The sequence below is a fragment of the Collimonas rhizosphaerae genome (assembly GCF_038896935.1).
Taxonomy (GTDB): domain Bacteria; phylum Pseudomonadota; class Gammaproteobacteria; order Burkholderiales; family Burkholderiaceae_D; genus Collimonas; species Collimonas rhizosphaerae.
This window is the reverse complement of the sequence record NZ_JBANDC010000014.1, coordinates 119,684-146,668: the sequence shown is the minus strand read 5'-3', so window position 1 is coordinate 146,668 and position 26,985 is coordinate 119,684. Positions and strand designations below refer to the sequence as shown.

24 protein-coding genes are annotated in these 26,985 nt (G+C 50.2%); all 24 read right to left on the bottom strand.

The window, feature by feature from the left end:
• Positions 1-543: phosphohexomutase domain-containing protein (locus V8G57_RS19045; RefSeq protein ID WP_484038981.1), on the bottom strand; the 543-nt coding region annotated here is incomplete at its 3' end.
• Between the two features lie 226 nt (positions 544-769).
• A complete protein-coding gene (locus V8G57_RS19040) occupies positions 770-1,090 on the bottom strand; it encodes an H-NS histone family protein (protein WP_092396746.1) in 321 nt (106 codons plus the stop codon).
• Between the two features lie 135 nt (positions 1,091-1,225).
• Positions 1,226-2,698 (bottom strand): flippase, encoded by a 1,473-nt coding sequence (locus V8G57_RS19035; RefSeq protein ID WP_342830685.1) that lies wholly within the window; start codon positions 2,696-2,698, stop codon positions 1,226-1,228.
• A gap of 168 nt (positions 2,699-2,866) precedes the next feature.
• Complete coding sequence (locus V8G57_RS19030) at positions 2,867-3,967, bottom strand: MraY family glycosyltransferase (protein WP_092396742.1); 1,101 nt, start codon at positions 3,965-3,967, stop codon at positions 2,867-2,869.
• A 178-nt stretch (positions 3,968-4,145) separates the two neighbouring features.
• Positions 4,146-4,937, bottom strand: coding sequence for a glycosyltransferase (locus tag V8G57_RS19025; protein ID WP_342830684.1), 792 nt, complete (start codon positions 4,935-4,937; stop codon positions 4,146-4,148).
• 99 nt (positions 4,938-5,036) lie between these two features.
• Complete coding sequence (locus tag V8G57_RS19020) at positions 5,037-6,020, bottom strand: glycosyltransferase family 2 protein (RefSeq protein ID WP_342830683.1); 984 nt, start codon at positions 6,018-6,020, stop codon at positions 5,037-5,039.
• Positions 6,017-6,958, bottom strand: a complete 942-nt coding sequence (locus V8G57_RS19015; protein ID WP_342830681.1) for a glycosyltransferase family 2 protein — start codon at positions 6,956-6,958, stop codon at positions 6,017-6,019. The genes V8G57_RS19020 and V8G57_RS19015 overlap by 4 nt, the downstream gene beginning before the upstream one ends.
• 245 nt (positions 6,959-7,203) lie before the next feature.
• A complete protein-coding gene (locus V8G57_RS19010) occupies positions 7,204-8,178 on the bottom strand; it encodes a glycosyltransferase family 2 protein (protein ID WP_342830680.1) in 975 nt (324 codons plus the stop codon).
• 318 nt (positions 8,179-8,496) lie between these two features.
• Positions 8,497-9,918, bottom strand: a complete 1,422-nt coding sequence (locus V8G57_RS19005; RefSeq protein ID WP_342830679.1) for a mannose-1-phosphate guanylyltransferase/mannose-6-phosphate isomerase — start codon at positions 9,916-9,918, stop codon at positions 8,497-8,499.
• A 10-nt stretch (positions 9,919-9,928) separates the two neighbouring features.
• A complete protein-coding gene (locus V8G57_RS19000) occupies positions 9,929-10,780 on the bottom strand; it encodes a GDP-mannose 4,6-dehydratase (RefSeq protein ID WP_342830678.1) in 852 nt (283 codons plus the stop codon).
• Positions 10,777-11,814 (bottom strand): GDP-mannose 4,6-dehydratase, encoded by a 1,038-nt coding sequence (gene gmd / locus V8G57_RS18995; RefSeq protein WP_342830677.1) that lies wholly within the window; start codon positions 11,812-11,814, stop codon positions 10,777-10,779. Before gmd ends, V8G57_RS19000 begins: the two co-directional genes overlap by 4 nt.
• Positions 11,815-12,063: 249 nt before the next feature.
• Positions 12,064-14,613 (bottom strand): ArnT family glycosyltransferase, encoded by a 2,550-nt coding sequence (locus V8G57_RS18990; protein WP_342830676.1) that lies wholly within the window; start codon positions 14,611-14,613, stop codon positions 12,064-12,066.
• Positions 14,614-14,784: 171 nt separating this feature from the next.
• On the bottom strand, positions 14,785-15,678 hold the full coding sequence (locus V8G57_RS18985) for an NAD-dependent epimerase/dehydratase family protein (protein ID WP_342830674.1): 894 nt from the start codon (positions 15,676-15,678) through the stop codon (positions 14,785-14,787).
• Positions 15,671-16,987, bottom strand: a complete 1,317-nt coding sequence (gene rfbH, locus V8G57_RS18980) for a lipopolysaccharide biosynthesis protein RfbH (RefSeq protein WP_342830673.1) — start codon at positions 16,985-16,987, stop codon at positions 15,671-15,673. The genes V8G57_RS18985 and rfbH overlap by 8 nt, the downstream gene beginning before the upstream one ends.
• Before the next feature lie 22 nt (positions 16,988-17,009).
• Positions 17,010-18,083, bottom strand: coding sequence for a CDP-glucose 4,6-dehydratase (gene rfbG, locus V8G57_RS18975; RefSeq protein ID WP_342830672.1), 1,074 nt, complete (start codon positions 18,081-18,083; stop codon positions 17,010-17,012).
• Positions 18,084-18,091: 8 nt separating this feature from the next.
• Positions 18,092-18,868 (bottom strand): glucose-1-phosphate cytidylyltransferase, encoded by a 777-nt coding sequence (gene rfbF / locus V8G57_RS18970; protein ID WP_342830671.1) that lies wholly within the window; start codon positions 18,866-18,868, stop codon positions 18,092-18,094.
• A 95-nt stretch (positions 18,869-18,963) separates the two neighbouring features.
• The gene (locus V8G57_RS18965) at positions 18,964-19,908 is read right to left on the bottom strand and encodes a glycosyltransferase (protein ID WP_342830670.1); all 945 of its coding nucleotides are present in this window, start codon (positions 19,906-19,908) and stop codon (positions 18,964-18,966) included.
• Position 19,909: 1 nt separating this feature from the next.
• On the bottom strand, positions 19,910-21,463 hold the full coding sequence (locus tag V8G57_RS18960; RefSeq protein WP_342830669.1) for a hypothetical protein: 1,554 nt from the start codon (positions 21,461-21,463) through the stop codon (positions 19,910-19,912).
• Entirely contained in the window at positions 21,456-21,845 is a 390-nt protein-coding gene (locus V8G57_RS26295) for a GtrA family protein (protein ID WP_425458306.1), read from the bottom strand. Before V8G57_RS26295 ends, V8G57_RS18960 begins: the two co-directional genes overlap by 8 nt.
• A gap of 78 nt (positions 21,846-21,923) precedes the next feature.
• Positions 21,924-23,504: an FAD-dependent oxidoreductase gene (locus tag V8G57_RS18955; RefSeq protein WP_342830668.1), complete on the bottom strand. Its 1,581-nt coding sequence runs from the start codon at positions 23,502-23,504 to the stop codon at positions 21,924-21,926.
• Complete coding sequence (locus tag V8G57_RS18950; protein WP_342830667.1) at positions 23,501-24,793, bottom strand: NAD-dependent epimerase/dehydratase family protein; 1,293 nt, start codon at positions 24,791-24,793, stop codon at positions 23,501-23,503. The genes V8G57_RS18955 and V8G57_RS18950 overlap by 4 nt, the downstream gene beginning before the upstream one ends.
• Positions 24,794-24,959: 166 nt before the next feature.
• Positions 24,960-25,352, bottom strand: coding sequence for a GtrA family protein (locus V8G57_RS18945; RefSeq protein WP_342830666.1), 393 nt, complete (start codon positions 25,350-25,352; stop codon positions 24,960-24,962).
• Positions 25,349-25,912, bottom strand: coding sequence for an acyltransferase (locus V8G57_RS18940; protein ID WP_342830665.1), 564 nt, complete (start codon positions 25,910-25,912; stop codon positions 25,349-25,351). The genes V8G57_RS18945 and V8G57_RS18940 overlap by 4 nt, the downstream gene beginning before the upstream one ends.
• Positions 25,913-25,940: 28 nt before the next feature.
• Positions 25,941-26,984: a glycosyltransferase gene (locus V8G57_RS18935; protein WP_425458304.1), complete on the bottom strand. Its 1,044-nt coding sequence runs from the start codon at positions 26,982-26,984 to the stop codon at positions 25,941-25,943.
• Between the last annotated feature and the right edge of the window lies 1 nt (position 26,985).

The window sequence follows — 26,985 nt, the reverse complement described above, 5'->3', positions numbered from 1 at the left end:
GCCGTTGCCGCAATCGACCACGATCTTCATCGGCCGCGCCAGCCTGGTGTCGCTGACGATGCGCTGCAGATAGGCATCCTTGATATCGTGCTGGCGGTAACTGCCGGTCGGCGCCGAAACGGTGGCCTTGGTGTCGCCGTTTGCAATGGCCTGATACAGCTGCTGGATCGTGTCGCCGTATATCGCCTCGCCCGCCAGCACCATCTTGAAGCCGTTGTAGTCGGGAGGATTGTGGCTACCGGTGACCATGATGCCGGACTGCGCGCCCAGCACATGGGTCGCAAAATACACCATAGGCGTCGCGACCAGGCCCAGGTCGATCACGTCCACGCCGGCATCTTGCAGGCCGATCGCCAGGGCGGCAGCGAGTTCCGGGCCGGACAAGCGGCCGTCGCGGCCGATAATGACGGTTTTTTCACCCTTGGCCATGGCGGCGGCGCCGAAAGCCTGGCCGATCTGGCGCGCGATGCCGGCGTCCAGCGTTTTACCCACGATGCCGCGGATGTCGTAGGCCTTGAATATCGATTTTGAGATTGGGAGCATGGTTTCTAAGTAAGATGTGAATGCCAGCATGAATATCTAAGCGGATTTCCTGGCTAATCAAATTTGATCAAATCCAATCAAATTGGATTTGATCATCGGTAACCATCGCCTCAATTGCCGGTAATCATATACCGGCAATCCCTCACGCTTGACGAACGAAAACCTATCCGGGAATGAATAACTCCCGGAATATTTTTCTATGGCGTTTTATGACAGCTTTAGAGGTTTATACCCGCAGGTCATCCAGGGTTTTTCCGGCGGCAACCCATTCCTGGACCCATTTTGGCTGACGGCCCCGGCCGGTCCATTGCAGCGAACTGTTTGCCGGATGGCGGTAGCGTACCGCCACTTTTGTTTTCGGGGCGCGATTTTTTGCATTCGATTGTGAATCCAATAAATCTTTCAAGGAAATACCTGCATTTTGAGCAATTGCCAGGATTTCTTCGCGTGCCTTTACCAATTCTGCCTGGGCCTTAGCCTTAATTTCCTGCGTTATCTGTTCCTGCAACGCACGCAGTTCGGCTACCGACATACTGGATAAATTCATGAAAATTCCTTTATTAATTTACATTTCTGAAAATTGTACGACATACGTGGAAAGATATACAGTCTGGAGCTGATTGCAACGCTGCGCTCTGCATTGCAATTAGATGAGATCGATCAGCGTATATAAAGTTTGCGATTAACCGAAAATTTTTGTAATTGACCAGCTTAATTTAACCAATACCTTACGATCGCTTTGAGGAAGAAATACAAACCAGGAAATGCCGCAAGCGATCATTATCCATATTGTTCCCAGCACTGCGTGCTGCGTCATCGACAGGTTTATTCCATCCAGGAAACCAATAAACAGCAGGAATCCCGCTCCCAAACAGACAAAAGGAAAAATCTTGCGCCGCGCTGCCGATGGTCCCATCCACAAAAGAGCAATGCAATCCAGGGATACGCGTATCGTCCACATCCATGCAGCGCCGAGGATTCCCCAATTGATGGCGGCAAAATACAGGCCAGCCATATACAGCGGCAGTTCTGCCAGATGAAGGCGTGCAGTCAAATGTGAACGTCCTGTTCCCTGCACCCAGGCAAACGGGAAATGCGCCACCGAATTGACGAATATCCCAACGGCAATAATCTCTATTATCCGATAGCTGTTTAATGCAAATGATTCGCCCATCCACAATTTCATGCCTTCATACGACAGGATCACTGCGATGGCGCATACCGGCAGCATGATGGAAGCGATGATACGAATGCCGCGCTCGTATAAATATGCCTCGGCGCCGCTTTCCGAGGCGCCATGCACTTTCGAGAATTTCGGGAACAGCACGCTTGCGAGCGCTCCGGGTATCACGCTGGTGCGCATCATCAGCTCAAGCGAAACCACGTACCAGGCAATTGCCCGCGCCGGCACCATGGAGGCCAGCAGGAATCGGTCGAAGTACACCATCAAGGGGCTGATAACGTTCGACACGGTCATCCACCCTCCCTCACGGAAAAAAAGCCTGAGCGAACCGGTTTTCCGAGGGGTGGGGCCAAAGACAATCTGGCGTTCGACAACAACACAGGCGAGTACATGCGCGGCCAACGCCAATATCCGTCCCAGCACAATGCTGATGACCATTGCTTGCAGATTGGGATACCAGAGCACGATGATTGCCGGCGCCGCATAGTTCCAGCTGCCGAAGACAACCCGCAGCACATTCAAGCGGCCAAATTGCTGCATGCCTTCAAGCATGCCCCGAAACCAGTTGGTCGCCAGGGTAATCGGCACGCACCAGGCAATCCAGCTCCATACGCTGTCGATTTCCATGGCGATCTGGCCTTCAGACCAGATATGGCCGATGGTTGAGCCGGCAATCAGCAATATCAGGGCGATCACCAGCATCACCGGGATCGCCCACCACAGGAAGAAGCTGCGCAACTCGGACAACTCGTCGAACAGGCGCCCGTTCTCAATCGCATGGGCGATGCGACGCGTAACCACGCGGCTCAAGCCGAAATCGAGAAAACTGAAGTAGCCGACCAAAGCCCATACGACGCCCAAGGCTCCCAGGCGGTCGACGCCGGCGTGATGAGAGATCACGGGGACGCAGATCAATGCGATCGGCATCGGGATGATATTTCCCAACAGGTTGAAGATAAAAAATCGCAACATGGCAATCTCTTTAAAAACCATATTCAAGAGCCAGAACCTGCAGCTGCGTCGTGGCCGTTACCGGCGCCACTTTGAAAATATGGCGGTTCCTATACATCCTCTACCGTCAATCCCGAAACAAACAAAACCCGATGTTTGCGAGAGCAGGCGATGAAGGGCATTCACCTTCTACTTCTTGTGGCGCCGCTTGATCGCCATCCAGCCTGGCACCTTGAAACGCACAATGCGAAGGTATAACCAGACATACGACAGTACGAATATCAGGAAAAAACTCAGCAACATCCAGGGATGGCGCCAGAACAACGTTGCCGGCACCACTGCCATCAGCGAGAGGGCCCATAAATAGGGCGAGGTCAGTGAGTTGCTGCGGGTAATCATGCGAGCGTCGCGATAGCCGACCGCCCAACGCACGACGCGACGGAAAATCAGGCTGTGCAGGTGTATCCCATCGGGCATGCCAGGCGAGGTCCGCCGGACCAGGAGCCGCCGATAAATGGAAAATACTGTCTCGAACGCAGGATAGACCAATAGCAAAGCCGGATACCATGCGGATATCTGCGGGTTGCGCGCCACCAGCAATATCGCCAGTTCTGCCAACATGAAGCCGATGAAATAAGCGCCGCCGTCGCCGAGAAAGATGAGGCCGAAAGGATAGTTCCATAACAGGAAACCGGCAATGGCCCCCCCGATCACAAGTGCGGCAGTCATCACAAAGACATCATTGACCTGCCACGCAACGTAGCCAAGCGAAAACAGCATGAACATGGTGACGACGCTCGCCAGTCCGTTAAAGCCGTCGATCAGGTTGACCGCATTGGCTATCCCGGCCACCAGGACGATGGTCAGCGGAATAGTCACCCAGCGATATTTCATGAGCGTGTCCAGCCAGGAGACATCGACGCGCACGACAACCGCGTTCAACAGGTAAATACCGACAGCAGCCGAAACCATGGTCAGCAGCAAACGATGCATCGCCCGCACCTTGCCTGTCAGGTCTTCTACCAGGCCGGCAAGAAACGCCACGGCAGACGAAGCCATCAAAAGCAATATCAGGATTCCTATGGGCGCATCGCGATAATACGTAATGGCCCCGGCCGATATCGAGGCAATGAACAGCGGCAAACCGCCGATGCGCGGCACGATCCGGGCATGGAATTTCTGGACGCCGGTGAGATCATGGTCTAGCGGGACATGGCCATGGTGCGCCAACCGCAATACGACCATCGTTGCCAGAAATGAGATAACGAAACTGATGAGAAAAGAGGTCATTCCAGAGAGCGCCGATATGTCAAACGAGGGCCATTATGGCACTCCACAAACTACATGATTCAGAAATTTTTCACAGTTCCGGCGACACTTGCGCGCTGTTTTCGCATTCAGCGCAAGCATGCCCGCCAGATAATGTGAACCCGTATGAAACGCCCGCACGTCATGGCCGGCATCAGATTTATTTCCTGGACATATTGGCCAGCAAGCGATTCGCGCTGATCTTCAGATAAGCGCTGGAGGTAAAGAACTTCATCGCACTTTGGACATGCCAGGACAGGTACTGCAATTTGCGGTGGCTATCGCGTTGCGCCTCATGGATCACGCTCACGCGCTGGTTCACCAGCACCTGGTAGCCGGCCAGGCGCGCCCTCGCACATAGGTCGACATCCTCGAAATACATATGGTACCGCTCGCTCAGGCCATGCAGATGCTTATAAATCTCGCGCGGAATAACCATGAACATGCCGGCCACCCAATCGGGCATGATGACGTCCCCTTTGACAACCAGCACTTCCATCGGCAAGGAAAAATGAAAGACTCGGCTCAACAGCCTTTTCCCCAATAAAACCGGACTGGGAAAATTACGGGCGCTGTCTTCGATTTTGTTATTTTTATTTACAATCAGCGGCGCGCAAATACAGTTGGGATTCTCTTTGATTACCGACAGCATGACATCAAACGGATCTGTACCCAATTTGATATCGGGATTCAAGATAACAAAATTCTCTCCCTTGCTGATGGAAAAAGCATCGTTGTGATTCGAGGCAAATCCCTTGATCCGGTCATTTTTTATGACCCTCAAATCAAATGGCATTGCGGAGAAATCGAAAGCGAAAGATTCCGGCAAATTCAACGTGAGGATTACCTCGATGTCTGGCCGGTTCAAACGCACCAGATCTCCAATCAATCTCTCGATATATTTTCCATGACCATGGCTAACGATCGAAATTGAAAATCTGGGAGTCATCATTAATTATTTAATATAGTTATATATAAGCGAAAAGAGGGAATATCACCCTCAGTCTTGGAATTATAACTTTCCTGCCATTGGAATTATCATGAATACATCCTAGCGATTAACAATATCCCGCGCCACGCTGCGAATGCCATTTGAAAACACATGATAACGGCCGCTCTTCCATTCCGAGAAAATGCTTGCAATTCGTTTCAAATTACCCGAGGGGAGATTCGAGCGGAATTCCACATGTTTTTTCATTTCAGGCAAAAATGAAGGCGCTTTGGCGGCATTCATCGCGGACAATTTTGTCAGCTGCTTCATCAATTCTCCTTGCCGTGCCGCATAGCGTTTATGAAACTGGCCCGGCGGCGCACTCAGCAAGGCCCATATCCGCCATTTCGACAACGGCATCCCAAGCGCGTTATTCGCATGCTGGCGGTAAAGAATCGTAGGCGCATCGAGCAAGCTCATGCGCCCATGTGCCGCGGCGACGATGGCCAGCCACTCATCGTGCACCAGGGAAGCCGGGAACGGCAAGGCAATATCCAGCAAACGGCGACGAAAGGCTGCCGTGGCGCCAGTAACCAGGTTGCGCCGGCATAATATTTCAAGCGCGTTTCCCGCCAGCACGGCCTGGCGCTCACTTTCCGACAACCGCAGCGCCTCGAACAAGGAAACGCCCAAATCCTGGGCAGCGGCGTTGACCAGCTTGGCGTTGGTGTGCAACAAAAACAGGTCCGGATGCTTTTCAAATTCATTTGCCATCAATGCAATTTTATTCGGCAGCCAGATATCATCCTGGTCGCACAGGAAAATCAGGTCAGTATCAAGCAGCTGCACCGCAGCTTCAAAATTCTTGATATAACCTACGCGTTCCGGATGCCGGTGCACCGTAACCGGCAACGGCGCTTCCTGCGCCCATTCCTGCACAAACTCCCAACTGCCGTCTGCCGAGCCGTCATCATAGATCACAACCTGATCCGGCCGGCGTTCCTGTGCCAGAAGACTAGCCAACTGCTCAGCCAGATAAGCGCGCCCGTTATAGGTACATAACGCCACTCCGCATGTCAGCTTATCTTCATCGCCCTGCTTCATACTGCATCACCATCGGTTGTTGTTCGATCAATCAATACGGTCAAGGGACCGGTACGCCCGTTCAATCCGTGCCAGACACCCTTCGCCATCAAGCCGATCCGCTTCCAGCGCGGCGCAACGGCGATAGAGGAAAAGACGACATACTGCAGCAAGCGAAACACATGGGTTCGCCGCCATACCCAAGGCATGGGCGCGAACCGCATCATCAGCACGGTATTGCGAAACATATAATAATTACGCACTGGCGAATTCAGAGGCACTTCACGCCAATACCCTACCCAGACACGCACTACGCTGTCGCCAAGGCGGTGGCTGAGCCTTGCGGCGCATACGCCGACAATCGCCAGTCCCTTGTCGCGCGCCCGCAAACACCACTCCGTATCCACGTGGTCGATGAAATAGCCTTCATTCATCAAGCCAACCACGTCCAATGCGGCAACAGGTATCAAGCTTCCGGAGGCGATCAAGAAATCTGCCTCGACCAATCCATCCACGGCAGCGGCACAGGTCACCCACCCGATTTTTGCGCCCTGCTGCCTGACAAATCCGGACAACGATCCGGTACGGCGATCGATGCGCACCGGGCCAAGCGCCGCAACATTGACACCTTTTGACAAAAACCGCGATTCGGCAGCCAGTAAAGCATCAACCATGCCTGGTTCCGGGATGCTGTCGTGATCCATCAACAGCACATGGCTGGCGCCGGCCTCCTGCGCAAAGCGGATGCCGGCATTCTGGGCTGCGGCTATGCCGACGTTGCCGGCAAGCCGCAAAACGCGGGCGCCGGCCGCAATGCGCGAATGCCAGTCGGACACATTATCGCTGCCGTTATCCACCACCACGATCATATTCACTTGTGATGCAAGTGCGCGCAGCTGCTGCTCCAGCAAATCCGGATCCGGCTGATACGCTACGGTGATAGAAACAACGTTTGCCATAATCGGTCAATAATCAATTAGCCAGTTCCAGGCAATCCAGTTTTCCAAAAAAGATGATTACTTGTCAGGGCCGCCATTTGACAAGCATTTAGCAGCACGAGAGAAGCATTGGCACAAAAGCGCCATCGCCATTGATCAATCGAGGGTTGTGATCGGCTCAGCGCCAAGCGGCCGGCATTACGCCACCTCTGATGAGACATCGGACAGGATCGCCGCTTGCGGCCAAAGACTCGGTAGTTTAAATCTCAATAATTCGCGATGTCTCGCAACACGCTGCGGAAGCCATTGGAAAAAATGCCATAACGGCCGCTTTTCCACTCTGACAAAACGCTTGCCACCCGTTTCACGTTTTCAACAGGTAAATTTGCTCGAAATTCGATATGCGTCTTCATTTCCTGCAGTATTGGAGGAGGCTCAACGGCGCCGGCCGGCGTCAATTCTGACAGCAGACTCACCAGCTCCGCGACCCGCACTGCAAATTTTGCATGAAAGTCCCCCCTCGGGGTCAAACCTCCGGGCTTTGATTTTTCCAACGGCATGCCAAGCGCATTATTTGCATGCTGCCGATAAAGAATCGTCGCCGCATCAAGCAAGCTAATCCGGCCATAAGCGGCCGCAACAAGTCCGAGCCATTCATCGTGTACCAAAGCTGCCGGGAACGGCAGGGCAATATCCAGCAAGCGACGACGAAAAGCAGCCGTGGCTCCGGTGACCAGATTGCGTCGACATAGTACTTGCAGTGCATTTCCCGTCAATACAGCGGCATGTTCGAGTTCCGACAATTCGAGCGCGTCAAACAAGGAAATCCCAAGGTCTTCGGCATTGGCATCAACCAGCTTGGCATTGGTATGCAACAAGAGCAGGTCTGGCTGATCCTCAAATGCCTGCGCCATCAAGGCAATCTTGTGCGGCAGCCAGACATCATCCTGGTCGCACAAGAAAATCAGATCCGTATCCAATGCTTGTACGGCCGCTTCAAAATTGCGCACATACCCTACGCGCTCTGACTGCTGGTGGACTGAAACAGATAAAGGCGCTCGTTGCGCCCATTCTGTTATAAATTCCCATGTACCGTCATTTGAACCGTCGTCATAGATCACAACCCGGTCGGGCTGCCGATCCTGCGCCAAAAGACTAGTCAACTGCTCGTCCAGATAAGACAAGCCATTAAAAGTACAGAGCGCTATTCCGCATGTAAGTGCATCCTTACGCGCCATCATCGTATTCCACCATCAGTTGGTTGACCAATCAAAGTCTTCAATGGGCCAATGCCTCCATTCAATCCGTGCCATGTTTCCATCAAGCGGCTCTGCTTTCTTCGCGAGGCGTTGACCAATTCAGTTTTCCAGGCCCCGTTCGGTTCTTAACGATCTCGACGGACAAAAGTCAGATTGATAGATTTACAGATTTACAACATCACAGCAACAACTAATTGCATGGAGTCACTATCTGTCTCGGCTGAAAAATATCAAGAATATGCTGGCGCCGGGCAAAATCCCGGCCCATCAAAAATACGGCTGACGATTGACTTAAAAGAACTATTTCCTGCCGTATACGTCGTCAAATCGAACGATATCGTCCTCGCCCAGATAATCGCCGCTTTGCACCTCGATCATGACCAGATCGACAACCCCAGGATTTTCAAGGCGGTGCTTGTTACCTGCAGGGATATAGGTAGATTCATTCGAATTGACAAACAATTCGTTGTCGCCGTTGACAACCCTTGCCATGCCGCTCACCACAATCCAGTGCTCGCTGCGGTGATGATGCATCTGCAAACTCAGGCGGCCCGCCGGCTTGACCACGATACGCTTGATCTTGAAACGCGGCCCTTCTTCCAGGACCGTATACGTCCCCCACGGACGATGCACCGTACGATGGACTTTATGCGTGTCATGGCCTTGCGATTTCAACTGCGCATAGAGATGCTTTACATCCTGCGCACGGCTGCGATCGACCACCAGCAACGCATCAGGCGTATCAACGATAATCAGGTTGTCCACGCCGACAACGCCGGTCATGCGTTCATGGCTTTGGATATGCGTGTTGCTCACATCGTGGATCATGACATTGCCTTCGATGCGGTTACCCTCGTCATCCGGGCTGATCAGGTCGCCAAGGGCGCGCCACGATCCGATATCGCTCCATCCGATACTGCATTGGACAACCGCAACGTTTTTCGACTTCTCCATGACAGCATAGTCGATGGAATCATCCGGGACCTGGGAGAAATCGTCCGCGGACAATTCAATCTTGGCGGCGCCCTTGTTCTCGGCCCTGCTAGCCTGCTGCAGGCAAACGCGCGTAGTTTCCACAATCTCCGGGCAATGCAGCGCCATCTCTTTCAGCAAAGTCCCCGCGGAAAAGCAGAACATGCCGGAATTCCACAGGTAAGAGCCGGACGCGACGTACTCTTGCGCTTTTTCGAAGGTCGGTTTTTCAACGAAGCGCAGCACGGTATTGCCGCTGGCCTCTATGTAGCCGAATCCCGTTTCAGGCGCTTCCGGGGTAATGCCGAAAGTGACCAGCTTGCCTTGCCGCGCCAGCTGCATCGCGGTCGACACTGCCTCGGCAAAAGCTGCCTGGTCTGCGATCAGATGATCCGCGGCCAGTACCAGCATCAATGCATCCTCGCCATGGGCCGCGGCTATCTGCATCGCCGCCGCGGCTACCGCCGGTGCGGTATTGCGGCCGAAGGGCTCCAGGATAAAGCTGTTGACGAGATCCTTGTGCGCCTTGCCGGCGACTTCGCGATATTCGCTTTCAACCTTGAAATAAAGCTCGTGGTTGGTCACGGTGAGAATATCGGTCACATCCGCAAAACTCGCTCCGCGCAACCAGGCGTTCTGCAGCAGGCTTTGGCCATTTTCCAGGCGGATAAACGGCTTGGGATGCATTTCCCGGGAGACTGGCCAGAGGCGGGAACCGGCGCCGCCGCATAAGATGACAGGTATAAGCATGACTTTTACTTTAAGTTTGATTTTTCAGCATCCACTGCAACGTCTCTTCCAGCGATGGATGAACCGATGCGCCGACACATTTTTCCAGCTTGGCCGGCACGCCGCATAAACGATGGACTTCATTAGCACGTACAAAAGCCGGGTTTACCCTGACTTCCAGCTCGTGCCCGGAAATTTTGCGTAACAGCTCGATCACCGATTTAAGCGTTACCGGGTTGCCTGAACAGACATTGTAGACCTCACCCGGGACGGCCTTGTCCAACAGCTTCAAATAGGCGTCGCAGACGAATCGCACGTCGTTGAACTCGCGCTCGACATCCAGGTTGCCCAGCTCGACGAATGCCGCGGCCCGTGCAAAGTGCGCCACCAGCTTGGGGATCAGGAACGACTCCGATTGCCCTGCGCCCGTATAGTTAAATGGCCGCACGAAAAACAGCGGCAATCTGTCCAGGTAGTTCCTCGCCATGTATTCCATGGCCAGCTTGCTCATCGCATAGTGGTTTACCGGGGCAGGCGCCTGCTGCTCAGAAATGGGCGATTGCTCGCAATTCCCGTAAACATTGGCGCTGCTGGCCAATAGGATCTTCTGGGGAGGCTGCGGCAACGCGGCCAAGGCATCCAGCAGGTTCAGGGTGCCGATGACATTGACGTCATAGAAAGCGCTGGCGTCGGCATGCCCGACAAAGCTGATGGCAGCCAGGTGTATCACCGCCTCCGGCGCAGCCTTCAGGACTTCCTGCTTCAAGCCGTCACGGTCTTTTAAATCAGAGCTGATCGCAGTCACCTGGTGCCCGGCAGCGCTAGAGCTATCGGCAAAATGGCGCCCGGTAAATCCATCAGCTCCGGTAAGCAATAATCTCAAAACGAAAACCCTTCTCGATTACGGCGCAAGTCGGCTTCTACCATCATCGCGCAAAGTTCTTCCAGCGTAGTCTTCGGCTGCCAGCCAAGCTTGGCCTTGGCCTTGGCCGGGTCGCCTATCAGCAACTCCACTTCGGCCGGCCGGTAAAACTTGGGATTGATCTTCATTACCGTTTTGCCCGTGGCAACATCGACCGCGGTTTCGTTTTCGGCAGTACCCTTGAAATCGACAACGATGCCGGCTCCCTTGAAGGCCATGCTCACAAAGTCACGCACGGTTTCAGTGCGATTGGTGGCCAGCACGAACGTATCCGGCTGGTCCGCCTGCAGCATGCGCCACATGCCTTCCACGTATTCTTTGGCAAAGCCCCAGTCGCGTTTCGCATCCAGGTTGCCCAGCTCCACGCAATCCAGCTGGCCCAGCTTGATCTTGGCGACCGAATCGGTGATCTTGCGCGTAACGAACTCGCGTCCGCGCAACGGGCTTTCATGATTGAACAGGATGCCGCTGGAACCGAAGATGTCGTAACTCTCGCGATAATTGACTGTCATCCAGTGCGCATAGAGCTTGGCGACGCCATATGGGCTGCGCGGATAGAAAGGCGTGTCTTCGACTTGCGGGATAGCCTGAACCTTGCCGAACATTTCGGACGTCGAAGCCTGGTAAAACTTGATCTTCCGGTTGACCAGGCGAATTGCTTCCAGCAAGTTCAGCGCCCCGATTCCGGTAATTTGCGCGGTGGTGGTCGGCTGGTCGAAACTGACGCCGACGAAACTCTGGGCCGCGAGATTGTAGATTTCGTCGGGCTGCACTTTCTGGACCAAAGCAAGTGTGGAACCCAGATCCGTAAGGTCATATTCCACCAGATGCAGGTTAGGATGGGTTGTGACACCCAACTCATCCATGCGCCAGAAATTGACTGAACTGGTACGGCGGTATGTGCCGTAAACAGTGTAGTTTTTCTCGAGCAGAAGTTGCGCTAAGTACGCACCGTCTTGGCCGGTAATGCCGGTAATGATTGCGTTTTTTTTCATAGTGTCATTTTAAATAATCAGAAATCATTTTCCATACGGTTATCGAAATGGCGAATAGCCGTATTATCTACTGAAAACACAGCTGCCAGCATGGCAATAAATTGCCATTAAGCAATTTACTAAAATACAAATCATATCCAGATACCCACTCTAGGGCTCTCCAGATAATCCTGATGGCAAAAAATACCAACTAGTTTGACCGTGCCAACAGCAAACAAATTCCTATTGCATTTTCAACAATCATCCATTTTACTCGGTAGAGCGCAAAGAAATTCTATTGAAAGTGACTGGGCGCTGATCTGTTGATGCGATTGAAATGGTTGCGCTGCTAGCAGCTCCAGGCTTCAAAATGGCATGCTGGGATTTGCCAAAATCCGGTCCGCAAGGATACGCCATAACATCTTCAGAGATGAGATTATGGCTTGGCCCCATCCAACGTATCGTGGAACGGAAAGAATGCCCAGCAGGACAAGTCGTCTGTATTTCCAGGGATAACGGATCAACATTCACAGTGGTGGGCAGTATGAGACGAATCAAACGCGCCAAGTCCGGCTGAAGCACCGAAAGGTCTATTGATTTAAATTCAATAGTTTGCGTAATTGGCGTGCTTTCAGATGCGGCGATCCCTTTGGCCTCAATCGTTGCTCCGTTAAGTTGCCAGTTTTGTGCACCGTTCGCGAGTTCTACATTGACGATATGCTCTTGCGTATAAATCGCGTCCGGCTTCACAAGTCCCACGCGTACATCACCGATCCGAAACAGTTCGGTCGTAATATCGAGCAATTCCGCTTCGCGCGAATATCCGCGGCCGACTGTATGCACCACAATCTCGGCCCCTATCCTGGCAATCGAGGTCCGCATGCTCCGGTCTTTTAATGACGGTGCATAGTAGGTCCATGAGTGCCAGGCATCTGCGAACGTACCGTCAGGGAAACTGCTGTAAACCGGGTCAAGCCCTACAATCAGGATCTTCTTTCCTTTGAGGTTCCCCATCTTGGAAATAATCTGGCCAGCCACGGCTTCAGGCTTGCTTCTCAACAGAAGTGCGGCATTTGCATCTCTTTTCCACAATAAATTCAGGTCGAATTGCTGCAAGGGCCAAAACCCTACTGGGAAACGCAGCAGGTTAATTAAACACAAAATCAAAACTATGACTGTTCCGCAGAAAAGCGAGTGCCTCAGCCGGGACAACGCCCATACGCCGAATATCACCAGCCACGGAAAAACTGGAAACGCATAGCGAAGATAAGCCTGATTACGGAACACAAGGACCACATATGCGGTTGCGACGAGAAGAGTCGCCAGTACCCACCAGCGTCGAGTGCTGGCTGCAACCAGAAGCGACAGCGGGAAAAGCACCAGTAATACGACGCCTAATGCTCCGGGGGATTGGAATTCACCGAATCCGGTTGAGTGGATACTCATGTCCCAAAACAATTTTAGGTCGACAGCTTTTTTATAAAAAGGGTTGCTGAAATCGCTGCCATCGCCAAACATGCTGCCTACAATGAAATCCGGCGAGCGAAACACACTGTTATAGAAAGGAAAAACGGGATTTCCTGTCTTTAGGTACGCCACCACATAAGGAGGCAGCGCGAATACCAGAAAGACCGCAAATCCGAGGATAAAAGCCGCGGGGGTCAGTTGCTGGAATTTTCCCACGCGTGACCGCAGCAAAGCGCCGACCAGCAAAAAGGGAATAATTAAAACTCCCAGCAGTTTGATTGAGCACGCAAAACCGGCCATCGCGCCCAGCACCATCCACCGCCCCTTCGCAACACCGGCACGATCAGACGTCTGTAGTTCACCTAAGGAAACCAGGAAGAAAAAGGCCAGGGGCGCCTCGATGAAGGTGGAGCCCATCTCCAGGAATGAAATCGGCCAGGTTAGCAAAAGCGCTGGCACAGCCATTGCTAATGCCGGCCCGATCTTCGGGACGAGCATGCGATAGCCGTACAGAACTATGGCTAACAGAAACGAAGAATTTAAAAGACGGGCGCCTTGTTCGCCTGCCAAAAAATAGGGTGGCACCAATAACCAGTCCGCTCCAAACGGCATGACCGACCAGACGTATTGCTTCACGTCAAAACGCCACATGCCCGTTTCCAGCATTTTGGCCGGAATGTTCAAATGGAACGCAAGAGCGTCATATCCCAACTCGGGAAATGTCGTTACCGCCATTACGAGCGTGAAGCCCACCAGCGTGATGGCAGCAAGAAGGTTTTCCGCAAGGGGGCGCTGCGTTCTGGTGAAAGAAGGCCATGCCAGGCGAGTGAACCGCCCCACCCGCTTGAGACGCCAAGCAGCAACAATTGCAAGCAATGAAAATAAAACAAAATAAAGGCTAGGAATGTTCACGGGAAGATGCGCCAACATCGCGACCAATGTCCCTATCACCGCAAATCCGACAGCTGCGTTCCTTAGAGTCCATGTAGCACTGTCTTTATCCCCTAGGAGTGCCGTGACGCCGGCCCCTATCAGCACCGAACAGGCCCAGATCCAGATCACCGCCACCAGCGGGGCCAAGCCGCTCACGCCGATGTACAGGGCCACCGGAAGGATCAGCAGGGCACAAATTGGCAAGCCAAAGTACAGCGATGCAAAATAAAGCAGGAAACTCCCGACAGCCAAAATGGCAAAAGCATCTCGATTTGCCTGTATTGGCCAGACCTTCCCGCCCCACCATCCAGCCGCTGCTGTGCCATAGATTGCGCAAGCCAATAACAGCACGGCAGAGGCCAGAAAGAACCAAGCCTTCCACGCTGGTTGCTCAATGTCACCGCGAGTCGCAACAAACATAAATATCCATTTTCATTTGGTTTTCCGCGAGTTCTTCTGTCAAAGAACTTCAATTCATTTAGGCGCCACGCAGCACCTTTCGCCGCACTCCTGCTTCGGGCATGATTCAGCCGGCATGCTTTCCGCATTTTCTACACGCGATGATCTCCTGCAAACTGAAGGAGCCGATCGTCATTGCCCTTGCCGGGCATACTCTATGGTAGTGAGGAGACCTTGATGCAATGGCATTTCAGGTTGCCATCCAAGGCTTTTCATGTACGAAATATCTGCGCATGAATGCATGACATCGTTTGCACTCAGCTTCGTCGCACCGAAAGCCAGACTTGTCTTGGAGTTCGCAATTCGGTGAATGGTCTCCACCAGCGCTCTGATTGACACTGTCTCTCCCGAACCTAAGGAAATGTCGCAATATGACAAATCCATGGACGTCAGTCGCTGAAGCAACAGCATATAAGCTGAAACCACATCGTCGATATAAATGAAATCGCGCTCTTGCTTGCCCTCTGTAAGATTCAATATCGGAACATTCGACAGACAAGCATCAATGACATAGTTCGTGAACTTTACAGAGTCGTCACCAGGCCCATACATATGCTCGAGCCGGATATTAATAAAACGAATCTGCGAATTTTCTGCAAAATACCTGCCCCATTCCGCAAAATGCGCTTTTGACAATGTGTAGGGCTTGGTATTTTTAGGCAGTGCGCTATCTGCATTAATAAAGGTTTTCACCTTTCGTTCCAGCGCAGCGTTGAGTACGTCCAGACCAAATATCGTATTTGCCTTGGCAATATCGACCACGCTTTCCCCTTTGCGGCCGTAGCTCGCCGCCGTGTGGATCACGCAGTCGACACCTTCGAAAAAAGCAGAAAATTCATCTTCTCTACTCTCGTCAATCGTGAGCCACTCGACATCGTCCACGATGTCAGCGACTCGCGCCATAGAAGAATCAATACGCCGCAGCGCCCGGACTGAATGGCCCGCCCCAAGCAAAGCGCGAGTGATATTCGAACCCAGGAAACCACTCGCGCCAGTAACCAGGATACGGGTGTTCCCTTTAGTCAAAGTTCAATCCCAGATAAGTTTCGATTTTCGTCGCAGCATATTCCAGCATTTCCCTGGTTAATGCTGGCTGCACACCAATCCAGAAGGTGTTGTTCATTACGTCATCGGTATTTGTCAAATCGCCGCTAACCCTATATTTTGCGTCGACCATATATGGTTGACGAGTCAGGTTGCCAGCGAACAGCAGGCGCGTTCCAACTTTATTTTGGTCCAGATAAGTCAGGAGATCGAGACGTGTGACAGGAGCGTTGTCTTTTAACGTAATCGGGAAACCGAACCACGATGGGTCCGAATTAGGCGTGGGCTCAGGCAAATGCAAAAATTCTTCACATGATTGCAGGCGCTCTTTCAGGAAAGCGAAATTTTCTTTCCGCGCCTGAATGAACGCAGGTGCTTTTTCTAACTGGGCCAATCCGCATGCGGCCTGCATGTCTGTAATTTTCAGGTTGTAACCCAGGTGTGAATAGGTGTATTTGTGGTCGTAACCTTCCGGTAAATTACCCAATTTCCAGCAGAACCGCTTGCCGCAGGTATTGTCTTTTCCTGGAGGGCAGTAGCAATCCCGGCCCCAATCCCTAAAGGATTCCGCGATTTGTTTCAGTTCATAATTATTGGTAAAAACCGCGCCGCCCTCACCCATAGTAATGTGGTGCGCAGGATAGAAGCTCAATGTGGCAATGTCGCCGAAAGTACCCACCATCTGTCCGTTGTAAGTGGATCCCAGCGCATCGCAACAATCCTCTACCAGCCACAGATTGTATTTTTTACAGATGGCGGTTACCACCTCTAGATTGAAGGGATTCCCAAGGGAGTGCGCCAGCATGATTGCCTTGGTCTTCGGACTGATCGCGGCCTCGATTTTGGACGCGTCGATATTGTGATTCCCTTTTTCGACATCGACAAAAACTGGTACTGCGCCAAATTGTAGAATCGGATTGACTGTAGTTGGAAATCCGGCTGCAACGCCAATGACTTCATCCCCTTTCTTGATCGCACGATCCCCGAGTTTGGGAGAGGTCAATGTGGAAAATGCCACCAGATTCGCTGACGAGCCGGAATTCACTGTTATGAGATGTTTCACGCCGATAAAATCGGCGAGCTTTTTTTCAAACTGCTCGTTGAAACGCCCTGTCGTCAGCCAGCAATCGAGAGCGGCTTCCGTCATCAATTCCATCTCTTCGGCGCCCACAACCTTGCCCGATGGCGGAATTGGCGTGACGCCCGGGAAAAAAGGCTTGGCCTTGCTGTCCAACTCACCGTATTGGCGGACGAGTGTCAATATTTGTTGTCGTAGTTCTTCTTTAGTCATGATATTTATTTCTTGGCTTAGTTTAATGTGCACTGTTTTGATAGGAGGCTATTTGCTCTAGCGTTAGCTGGCGCATGTCGTGGCCGGATTGATACGATTTTTGCCAAGCCACGATTGACTCTAGCGTGTGCGCCAAATCCCACCGTGGCGTCCAATTCATCAATGAAGCTGCCTTGGCTATATCCAGCTTCAAATACGTAGCTTCGTGCGGCTGCGGATTTTGGTCCAAGGTCCATGAAGCACCGTCACCCCACAGCTTGGTGAGATATTCGACAATCCATTGGACAGGCCGCGCATCTTCCTGGCGCGGACCAAAATTCCAGGCTTGCGCAAAATCCGGTCCTTTCTCAACAAGCTTTTCAGCCAGCGTCAGATAACCTGAAAGCGGTTCAAGCACATGCTGCCAGGGACGCACGGCATGTGGACTACGAATATTGACAGCAGTGCCGTCCGCAATCGCCTGCATGATATCCGGGATCAAACGATCCGCTGCCCAATCGCCGCCGCCAATGACATTCCCTGCCCGCGCCGTGGCTAGTGCTACCCCATGCTCCCTGTACTTGTCCGTATTGAAGTAGGAGCTGCGATACGCCGCCGTAACCAATTCCGAACAGCCCTTGCTATTGCTGTATGGATCGTAGCCGCCCATTGCTTCGTTTTCCCTGTAAGCCCAGAGCCACTCCTTGTTTTCATAGCATTTGTCTGTCGTGACATTGACAACCGCGCGTACCGAACCAGTTCGCCGCACAGCCTCGAGCAGGTAAATCACGCCCATGACATTGGTCGAGTACGTTTCGACCGGATTATCATAGGAATACCGCACCAGCGGCTGCGCAGCCATATGGATCACGATTTCCGGCTGAGCTTGCTGCAAGGCTTGCAGCAATGCATCCTGGTCTCTTACGTCCCCGATGACCGACGTCATGCCATTTGCGATCAATGCGACATTAAACAGACTTGGCGAAGTTGGGGGTGGTAAAGCGTAACCGGTAACCTCAGCTCCCATCTCTTGCAGCCATAGCGACAGCCAACTACCTTTGAAGCCTGTGTGGCCGGTAACAAATACTCGCCTGCCATTCCAAAATTGAGGATTCATTGTTCAGCCTAGTCCCAAACTTTCCAAGGAGCGCGCCCAGAAGCCCAAAGCTCTTCGAGATAATTCTTGTCTCTCAGGGTGTCCATTGGCTGCCAAAAACCTTCATGCTGGTAAGCCAGTAATTCGCCAGTCGTAGCGAGTTCTTCCAAAGGACCTTTTTCCCAGGTCGTCATATCGTCCTCAATAAGCGCAAGCACCTTCGGTGACAAGACGAAGAATCCGCCGTTGATCACCCCTCCGTCGCCTTTTGGCTTCTCATTAAACGAAGAAACCCTGTGATCGGCCTGGATATCCAATGCACCAAAACGCCCAGGAGGCAAGGTCGCCGTCAGCGTCGCATTTTTTCCGTGTACCCGATGAAACTCGATCAGCTTTGAAATATCAACATCGCTTAGCCCGTCACCGTAGGTGAAACAAAATGCATCTTCATCCTTGATGTACTGCTTGACGCGAGCCAAGCGCCCACCTGTCATGGTTTGATCGCCTGTATCAACAAGCGTGACTTTCCACGGTTCGGCATATTGGTGGTGAACTTGCATCTCGTTATTTGCCATGTCAAAGGTCACATCAGACATGTGCAAAAAGTAATTTGCGAAATATTCCTTGATGACATAACCCTTGTAGCCGCAACAAATAATGAAATCGTTGACCCCGTGGGACGAATAGATTTTCATGATATGCCAGAGGATGGGCTTACCACCAATTTCAACCATGGGTTTCGGACGGGAACTGGTTTCCTCTGAGATGCGCGTTCCCAGGCCGCCGGCAAGAATGACTGCTTTCATAATTTTTTCAATATCGGCTAAAGATAAATTTAATTAATAGAATCTGACAATTCAACTTTTATAGTTGGTCGCAATCGGGTTGCAGAAAAACCGTGTCAAATTTCTTTTTTTTGCTTATCACTATCAAACAATATGACAGCGGGATCCTGATTGCTTCGCGCCAGATAAATCCTGCCGAGGTACTCGCCAAAGATGCCTAGGATAAGAAAATTAAAACTGAACAATGTCAATGTCAGAATCAATAACGCCGCAATGCCATTTGAAAATTGAATTCCCAAATAGAATTTAGCCAAAATAAAATAAAATGAAGACAACATAGACAGCAAAAATAAACCCAGGCCGACAAAAACAGAAATGCGCAACGGAGTAATGGTGCCGCTTAGCAAGCCATCTCGCGCATACGAAAAATAGGCAAAGAAATTAAATTTTGAAGTCCCGAATTTCCTATCCACCCTATCGTAAGGTACGCCAACCGAGTTATAGGCTACTCTCGACAGCAATCCGGGAAGATAGCTATCAAAATTATTATTTTTCCTCATCACTTCGATAATTTCATTATCAAGAAACCATGCACCGCTTTCAACATTCACTGGATTAGGATTAACAAATCTTTCGATTTTTTTATACATTTTCCTAAACCAGGTCAGCAAATACACTTCCTGTCGCGATACCCGCACTCCATAGACAAAAGAATAGCCGGATTCCCATAGCGCAATATATTTTGCCAACAATTCAGGTGGATCCTGCAAATCGCAGTCAAAAACCGCCAGTGCATCACATTTGCTATTTAATATCCCGGTATAAATCGACTTCATTACACCATAGTTTTTTGCGTAGCTAATAACTCGAACATCATTTCGAGACTGGGAAATTTCCTTCAATATTGAAAGAGTATCATCCGTCGAACAATTATCAGCGAAGTAAAACGTAAATTTATATTTATCAGCATATCCCGATATAATTTTATCGAATTCTGAAATAAATAAACGTATATTCTCCGATTCATTATAGACCGGGCACAATATATTGATATCTTTCATTTTAAATAATCCGCTTCATCAACCTGTATTTAATCGCACCAATATCTTGGGCTCCAACTTCTTTATATTTATCCTTGAGTTTCAAAAACATGCAATTCGATATTTCTTTTAGATCTTTTGCAGCTCCATATACAGGGAGAATTATATTGGCCGGGTCATCACCTACAGCAGATTCCAGCAATAAATAATCAGAATCATACAATCCGATAGGAAACATCCTGATATGCGTAAATCCTTTTAATACCAATATCGGCATTGTAAATTCATTGGTGGATATTGTCGGGTTATCTTCCTTGATATTGGACAAGAGCTCATTGAATTTTATTGAACGTTCATCAGAAGCTTTTCTTATATTCGAGCTTTCTACAAGCAAACCGACATCGCCCGAGAAACTATGTGTCAAGGTGGGACCCACTGCAAATAAGCGGCCATGAATATTCATTGCATTGAATACAAGAACAATAAATAGAAGCAGGTATCGGTAGCGACTTGCCATCACATTGTTCTTGTATTCCACATAGCCCATCATGGCACCAACAATAAGCACTGGAATATAATAAGAGTGATAATGAGTCAAATAGCCTGTTTTCTCTGCCCCACCAACATTCAGCAGGATGTTGGGAGCCAAAAGAACGGCAAATAATATAATATATTTCTTCGCCGGAGCTATCAAAATTATCAATGGCAACAGTATTATGAGTAATTCAACTGTCAACTTCGAAATATTTGATTGGAAATCAAATATCTGTTTCACGTTAGAAACAATAACTGATAATGACGTTGTATCAGCATAAAAACTATCTTGAATGAATTTTGCCCATATTACATAGTATGCAATTGCAGCAAACCCAAAAAAAATAGTGCCATATCTGAATTTCGGATTATTTTTTGTATCCCAGACTGCCAAATAGATTGCAACAACGCCAATCATCAATGCCGATCGTTCACTGACAAGTGCAGCAAAGATAATAATTCCAATGGAAATTAACCATGAAAATTTACAGTCTCTTTGCAAATAGAAATAGAAATAAAAAATTGCGGCCGGGATAAACAATCTATCAAAATAGTACTGACCGGATATCGAGCCAACCAAAGGGCTGAATGTCAGCATGATCAGCAGGAAAAAAACAATTTCCATCCAATCCATTTGGTTTTTTCTTGCAATTAAAAAAGTGCCGAAAAAAGTAAAAAAAGCTGCTAACGCATTCGCAACTGCAGCAGTATACGCATAGTTGTTTGTAAATATCTTTCCCACCCATGCAATCGGAAATACAATTGCATAGGAGTGCCATTGGAAAAATGAGCTGTTTTCATATTTACTTACCAAGGCATTGGAACAAAATACCTCGGCCGTTTTTGTGAGATCAAATAATGGATAGGCAGCAGCAAATACTTGCGAACGCATGTCTCCAAATAACGATACCCTCTTGATCAAATCAACATAGCCAGCGGAGTCTCCAGCCATGTGGATGAATCGTGCATAATTCAATTCTGCAAGAAAAAAAACTATAGCCAGTGCAAGCAAAACTCCGAATATATTCCTAGCTTTAGTCATTTTTAAAAACCAATATTTTATTTAATAAAAAAATTACAACTGGAACAATGCCATAACTAATCATCGCTGAAATATAATATTCAAAATACAAATTCAATTTTCTCAAGATGAAATAATTCAGGAACATGGCCATTAACTGAATAAATACAAACCAGGAATAAGATCTCAAGGAATATATTTTCTTAAAAACAAATTTGCAATTCAAATGATAAGAAAGCGGAATTGCCAAAATATATGAATATAAAACCGATTTAAAATCACTCGACGTCATTGAAAAAAACATCAAATATGCCAAATACGCAACGAACGTCACGAAAATTCCGCTAATGCCGAATTTGACAATAGTGAGAAATTCCTTGTTGTTGTAATTTGCAGCTACCATGATTCCAGGTCCAATACCAAGTGCAACTGCACTTGCTCTCAAGTCGAATTTTAATTGTGTGCAAACGCCGGCCCATGCCTAGGCGCAATGATAACCGACTGCCAACCTTTCCCCTATCCTGGTTGCGTTAGCCATGATGGTAAGCGTGTGCGATTTTTCGGAAAGCAGCGGTAACGCGGCACCGTCAACTACATGCACCCCGGCCAATCCGAACAGCTCTCCCGTAGATCCGGTTTCGCCTGGCACCGGATTGATCCGCATGGGCAACGTACCCGCATAATGTATATCTGCGCCGGCTTTGGCGGGGGTAAAACTCATTGGCAGCATGTAGGCGCCGAGCTGCGCGTATGCCTTGCGCAACCGCGATCCCGCCGTCTTCAGCAGCTCCCCGGTCTCTTCTTTGAAGCCACCTTTGATATGCAACGCCCCGGTGCCATCAACAGATACATGGTTGTCCGATAGATTACCCGGCAAAAACAGATTCCCGACCACGCACGAGCTAAGCAATGCTTTTAATAGGTCAACGCCATAACGCCGGCGCAACGGCAAGTAATTCACAAACTCGGAGATTGGCAAGCCCGACGTTGCAAAAGTAGAACCCAGCACATGGATGTCATCGCGCAAAGACAATACAAATGACAATTGTCCCAGTCCGAAGCCGGTATGACGAGCAGCTCCAAACGACGACGGCAGGCATAGAACGAAAGCGGCGGTAGGGCACGACAGGAGTCGAACCGACTGTTGCAACTGCAGTGCATTCAAAGCGAGACGGGTGGTGGCCAGAGTTCCCGCCGCCAGCAATATTCTGGAACCAGAAATCGATTTGACCTGCTTTCCAGCAGCACCTTCAATCAACCAATGTCCGTCGCCTTGTCTTAAAGCATCGACCACCATCGTTTGGTGATAAAAATTGGGAAACAGTTTCAAGGCGGCCAAGTCTGTGCTGGCTGAATATAACGCTCCGCGATCGCAGCCATAAAGGCAATTTCCTTGATTGTTGCAACCCTGCCGACGCCCAAGATCTTGGCTGAGCACGGCAATCCTGGAACGCCCAAGACGAAACCCCGTTCCGTTCAATGACTGGCGATGTTTCTCGTAACGAGAGTACATGTGCTCATGTAGCGCATCCATTGCAATCGGCGGTTGCGACCATGAGTCCAACCCAAAATAGTCCGAGAGATCATCGGCCTTCGGTCCACTGATGCCGATGCGTTGCGCCACCAACCGATAGGCATTTTCCAGTTCGGAGGGCAGGCATGGAAACTCTTCCAGCTCTGCCGATGAAAATCGTGCGACGCCACAGCCCCATGCATTGGACAGGCCGCCTTGCGCAAGAGAGCCGATCGCGACAAAATTCTCGGAATTAATATAATTGGCGGCATTGAATTCGCTGAACACTTTTGCGTGCGCAGGAACCCGCATTTTTGGAGAAATCGCATCGTGCATGCCGAGTGCATGCAAATCGCTGCCTATCATCCACTTCCATTGTTCCTGGTCGTATTCGCGCGCTGCAAGAAACGGCTGCCGTGGCAATTCACCGGCTGGACTGTTCCCGCCGTCAACCATCAATACCTTTTTCCCCGCAGCGACAAGCGGAAATGCGGCGGAAACGCCAGCAGGCCCGCTTCCGACAATAATTACATCGAAATCCGCCGTCATTTCGTAAATTCCACGTTCAAACGACGTAAATAAATCGGCAACCAAAAAAAACTAGATAGTCGCCATACTGCCTCCATCACCACCGACCACGCAATCAACATGCCATATCGGACCGCGCCAGAATGCTCGCCGATACCGATGAACCGTGAAGCGCCAACTGTCGTCGCTTCGGCCAGAATCGTTGCCGTATTCAATCGCCACAGAAACTCTTTCCCTGCGGCTGATGAAGTGAAGCCACGGTCGTCCAGCAACGCCAATGCCAACGGCGCATGAAGCATAAAAGCCGGTAATTCCAACGTGGTCCCGCTACGGAATAACTCAACCGCACGAACATAGCGCCCCTGCACAGCAAGCCCAGGCTTTCGTTTTAACACGTACGTCAGCATGGCTTTAGCCTCACGCGCAAGTGATCGTCTATTCTGCTTCTCGCCTATGATTGTGGCGCGCCGCATACCCGATTGCAGCGAACGCAAATCCAGCGCCAGGCTGCGCAAATCCTCGGCTGTATGCATTTGCGGCAATGCAAACAACGATGCAAGACGCTCAATCCCAAGTTTGATACTTATCCGCTCTCCCAGTACCAATGTCGCCGCTCGTACGAGAAACGTGGGCACTGGTACGAAAAGCCGGCGAACCCGTAATCGCTCTGAAGCAATCAAACCCAAAAAACGCGTGAATGTAACTGGCTGCACCGCCGCGACACAAAAAATACACGGGGTTAAATCGTTACGTTCCGCCACGGCCAGCAATGCGCTTGCGAGATCATCCACATGCACCGGCTGGACACGTGGCGCAGGAAAGAATGCTGGCAATACTGGCAGGCTTCGCACCGTCGCGCTCAATATGCCGAACAATCCCTTTTCATCTCCGCCATACACTTGGCCGGGACGAACGACCCACCCGCCTGCTTTCAGCACTTCCTGCTCAATTGCCCATTTCGTGCGTCCATACATGGTCGGCGCATCTTTACGGGCAGTTTGGCTGGATACGAAAATGAATTTGGCGCCGGAACGCAGGGTTGCCTTCAACAATAAGCAAGCGGAAGATATCTCTGCAACACAATCGCTTTCAGATGCGAGCTTACCGCTGATAGCCAGATGTATGACAGCTCCTGCATCGGCCGGAATTTCGATCGGAGCTTTGTCGCTAATATCGTAATGCGACCATTCCCCGGCATTCGCTCCCCCCCTTGTGCGAGACAAGGAAATCACTTCATTGCCACGATCTTTGGCAATGTGCCGTAACTTTGCACCGATATATCCATTGGCTCCCGTAATCAGCAATTTCATTAAATTACTTTCTCAGGCTCGATGAAATGACGCGGGGCTTCATATGCCTTGCGGAGGCTGGATTGAAATCGATTGAGAAACCGAAATGAATAATTTTTTACTTCAATGTCCATAATGTCTCGCTAATGCAATTTTTCGAAGACAGATCACCATCGATCATTTCGAATCAAGATTTTTGATCACCGGACACTGACTTTGTGAAAGTGAATTTTGTAGTAATCCAATAGGTAACAATAAATAGCAAAATATCGGATGTTGCCTTGGCATAAATAGGATTATGCATAACGAACAGGAGCAAAAATAGTACTGCGGAGGACACCGGCGTATACAGGAGCGCCAGTCCAAAATATTTCTTGGCGTGATCAGTCACTTCCGCAGAGTCAGTAATTTGATAGGTGAAGCGCCGGTGCATGAAGAAACCGCTTACGGCAGCTACAACTTTCACAAGCACATTCGATGCAATCGGATTCCATCCCAACTTAACCAGGCAATAATATCCCCCCATGTCGATCACATAAGCGATGGCCGCAATGATGATGTACCTAACAAATGTGCTCATATATCAGATCGACTCCTAATTTTCCTGGCGGGCGCGCCGACCATCACAGCATACTCTTGGGTATCTTTAGTGACGATCGAGTTGGCGCCAATGACCGTGCCCTTTGCAATGGTGATGCCCGGCATGATTACCGCGCCGGCGCCGATCCAGACATCGTCTCCGATGACTATTTTCTTTGGAATAGTTTTCCTTGCAAAAACAGGTGGAAATCGGCCTTCGATTGGATGTTGTCCGGACGAAATGGTCACGTTGCTTCCAATAAGCACATAAGAACCAATTTCTATGCCGCCAATACCATTAATATAACTGCCAGAATTGACAGCAAAATTCGACCCGACGGTAATTCGGTCTGAATGCACCAGAACGACGTTAGGTTGCAGCCAGATAAATCCTTTGCTCGACCTGAAAAAAACTTTGCAGATCAGCCCCCTCAGGATGACTCCAAAGGTGGTCGGTACAAGTCCGAAAATACCAAAGAACAATGATTCGAATTCGAGACGGAATAACTCGGTTAACGAATAGCCTTTGGCCTTTTCTTTCAGAAATTGAAAATACTTCATTGGCTAATAGACTAAATTGGCGATTCGATTATTGTGCATCGCATTTTGATTTATCTCCGATCGAACGCCCTAGATGCCTTGGACGCCGGGGTACTGACGCAATATCTTGCCCAATGAACGCCAGCACAAACTGCAAGCCAGTCAATATTGGTAGGGCCGACATCATTACTGTACCGGCAGGAGTGGGGGCAGGAATGACAGAACGAGCAGCCTCAAGCCAATGATAGGCTCCGTAACAAAGACCAAATCCCAATAGCACAAGCCCAATTGGAAGTTCGATCGAACCCAGTGATAAATCCCGCAGATAATAGTTGTAGAAAATCCGTTTGCCGAAATTACGAACGTGTTTTATCAAAAACTCTCCAACGATCTTTGATATCTTCAGTCCACTGACTTCGTCGGCATATTTTGCTGACATTGGCACGTCCACAGCAACAGCCCGCATGATATTCAAACGAAATAACATGTCGGTCTCAAAAAAATAACGCTGGCTTATTTTCTTGAACGGCAAATGCTTCGCAACATCGACATGGATAGCAGTATAGCCATTGGTAGGGTCAAATAAATTCCAGTAGCCGGTAGAAAACTTCGCCATCAAGGAAAGAGCAGCATTCCCGAAAAGGCGCAATGGCGGCATGGCGCCGATCTCTTCCAGATCATAAAAACGGTTGCCTTTGGTGTAGTCTGCCTGCCCATACAGAATGGGTTGCACGAAACGCGGGATCAGTTTCGGATCCATCTGGCCGTCGCCGTCAACCTTCACGATGATATCTACGCCATCGCTGATGGCTGCTTGATATCCAGTCATGACCGCGCCTCCAACGCCAAGGTTCTCTTCGTGACGCAATACAACCACGCGAGGATCGACGCAATTTGCCACTACAAAGTCGCCAGAATTATCAGGGCATTTGTCGTCAACCACATAGATCCGCGCGACTTCAGGTCCAATCGAACTTATCACGTCGATGATGTGGCGCGTCACCTTATAACTGGGTATGACAACGGCGATCACTTGTTCGGCAGCGCTTGTAACAGACAAGGACGTCCGCTCCTGGGTTTCCGTGAATTGCATG

What these genes read in the sequence shown, in the direction of transcription:
- V8G57_RS19040 (WP_092396746.1), bottom strand. Translation starts at nt 1,090, where the DNA reads ATGAATTTATCCAGTATGTCGGTAGCCGAACTGCGTGCGTTGCAGGAA.
- V8G57_RS19035 (WP_342830685.1), bottom strand. Translation starts at nt 2,698, where the DNA reads ATGTTGCGATTTTTTATCTTCAACCTGTTGGGAAATATCATCCCGATG.
- V8G57_RS19030 (WP_092396742.1), bottom strand. Translation starts at nt 3,967, where the DNA reads ATGACCTCTTTTCTCATCAGTTTCGTTATCTCATTTCTGGCAACGATG.
- V8G57_RS19025 (WP_342830684.1), bottom strand. Translation starts at nt 4,937, where the DNA reads ATGATGACTCCCAGATTTTCAATTTCGATCGTTAGCCATGGTCATGGA.
- V8G57_RS19020 (WP_342830683.1), bottom strand. Translation starts at nt 6,020, where the DNA reads ATGAAGCAGGGCGATGAAGATAAGCTGACATGCGGAGTGGCGTTATGT.
- V8G57_RS19015 (WP_342830681.1), bottom strand. Translation starts at nt 6,958, where the DNA reads ATGGCAAACGTTGTTTCTATCACCGTAGCGTATCAGCCGGATCCGGAT.
- V8G57_RS19010 (WP_342830680.1), bottom strand. Translation starts at nt 8,178, where the DNA reads ATGATGGCGCGTAAGGATGCACTTACATGCGGAATAGCGCTCTGTACT.
- V8G57_RS19005 (WP_342830679.1), bottom strand. Translation starts at nt 9,918, where the DNA reads ATGCTTATACCTGTCATCTTATGCGGCGGCGCCGGTTCCCGCCTCTGG.
- gmd (WP_342830677.1), bottom strand. Translation starts at nt 11,814, where the DNA reads ATGAAAAAAAACGCAATCATTACCGGCATTACCGGCCAAGACGGTGCG.
- V8G57_RS18990 (WP_342830676.1), bottom strand. Translation starts at nt 14,613, where the DNA reads ATGTTTGTTGCGACTCGCGGTGACATTGAGCAACCAGCGTGGAAGGCT.
- rfbH (WP_342830673.1), bottom strand. Translation starts at nt 16,987, where the DNA reads ATGACTAAAGAAGAACTACGACAACAAATATTGACACTCGTCCGCCAA.
- rfbG (WP_342830672.1), bottom strand. Translation starts at nt 18,083, where the DNA reads ATGAATCCTCAATTTTGGAATGGCAGGCGAGTATTTGTTACCGGCCAC.
- rfbF (WP_342830671.1), bottom strand. Translation starts at nt 18,868, where the DNA reads ATGAAAGCAGTCATTCTTGCCGGCGGCCTGGGAACGCGCATCTCAGAG.
- V8G57_RS18965 (WP_342830670.1), bottom strand. Translation starts at nt 19,908, where the DNA reads ATGAAAGATATCAATATATTGTGCCCGGTCTATAATGAATCGGAGAAT.
- V8G57_RS18960 (WP_342830669.1), bottom strand. Translation starts at nt 21,463, where the DNA reads ATGACTAAAGCTAGGAATATATTCGGAGTTTTGCTTGCACTGGCTATA.
- V8G57_RS26295 (WP_425458306.1), bottom strand. Translation starts at nt 21,845, where the DNA reads ATGGTAGCTGCAAATTACAACAACAAGGAATTTCTCACTATTGTCAAA.
- V8G57_RS18955 (WP_342830668.1), bottom strand. Translation starts at nt 23,504, where the DNA reads ATGACGGCGGATTTCGATGTAATTATTGTCGGAAGCGGGCCTGCTGGC.
- V8G57_RS18950 (WP_342830667.1), bottom strand. Translation starts at nt 24,793, where the DNA reads ATGAAATTGCTGATTACGGGAGCCAATGGATATATCGGTGCAAAGTTA.
- V8G57_RS18945 (WP_342830666.1), bottom strand. Translation starts at nt 25,352, where the DNA reads ATGAGCACATTTGTTAGGTACATCATCATTGCGGCCATCGCTTATGTG.
- V8G57_RS18940 (WP_342830665.1), bottom strand. Translation starts at nt 25,912, where the DNA reads ATGAAGTATTTTCAATTTCTGAAAGAAAAGGCCAAAGGCTATTCGTTA.
- V8G57_RS18935 (WP_425458304.1), bottom strand. Translation starts at nt 26,984, where the DNA reads ATGCAATTCACGGAAACCCAGGAGCGGACGTCCTTGTCTGTTACAAGC.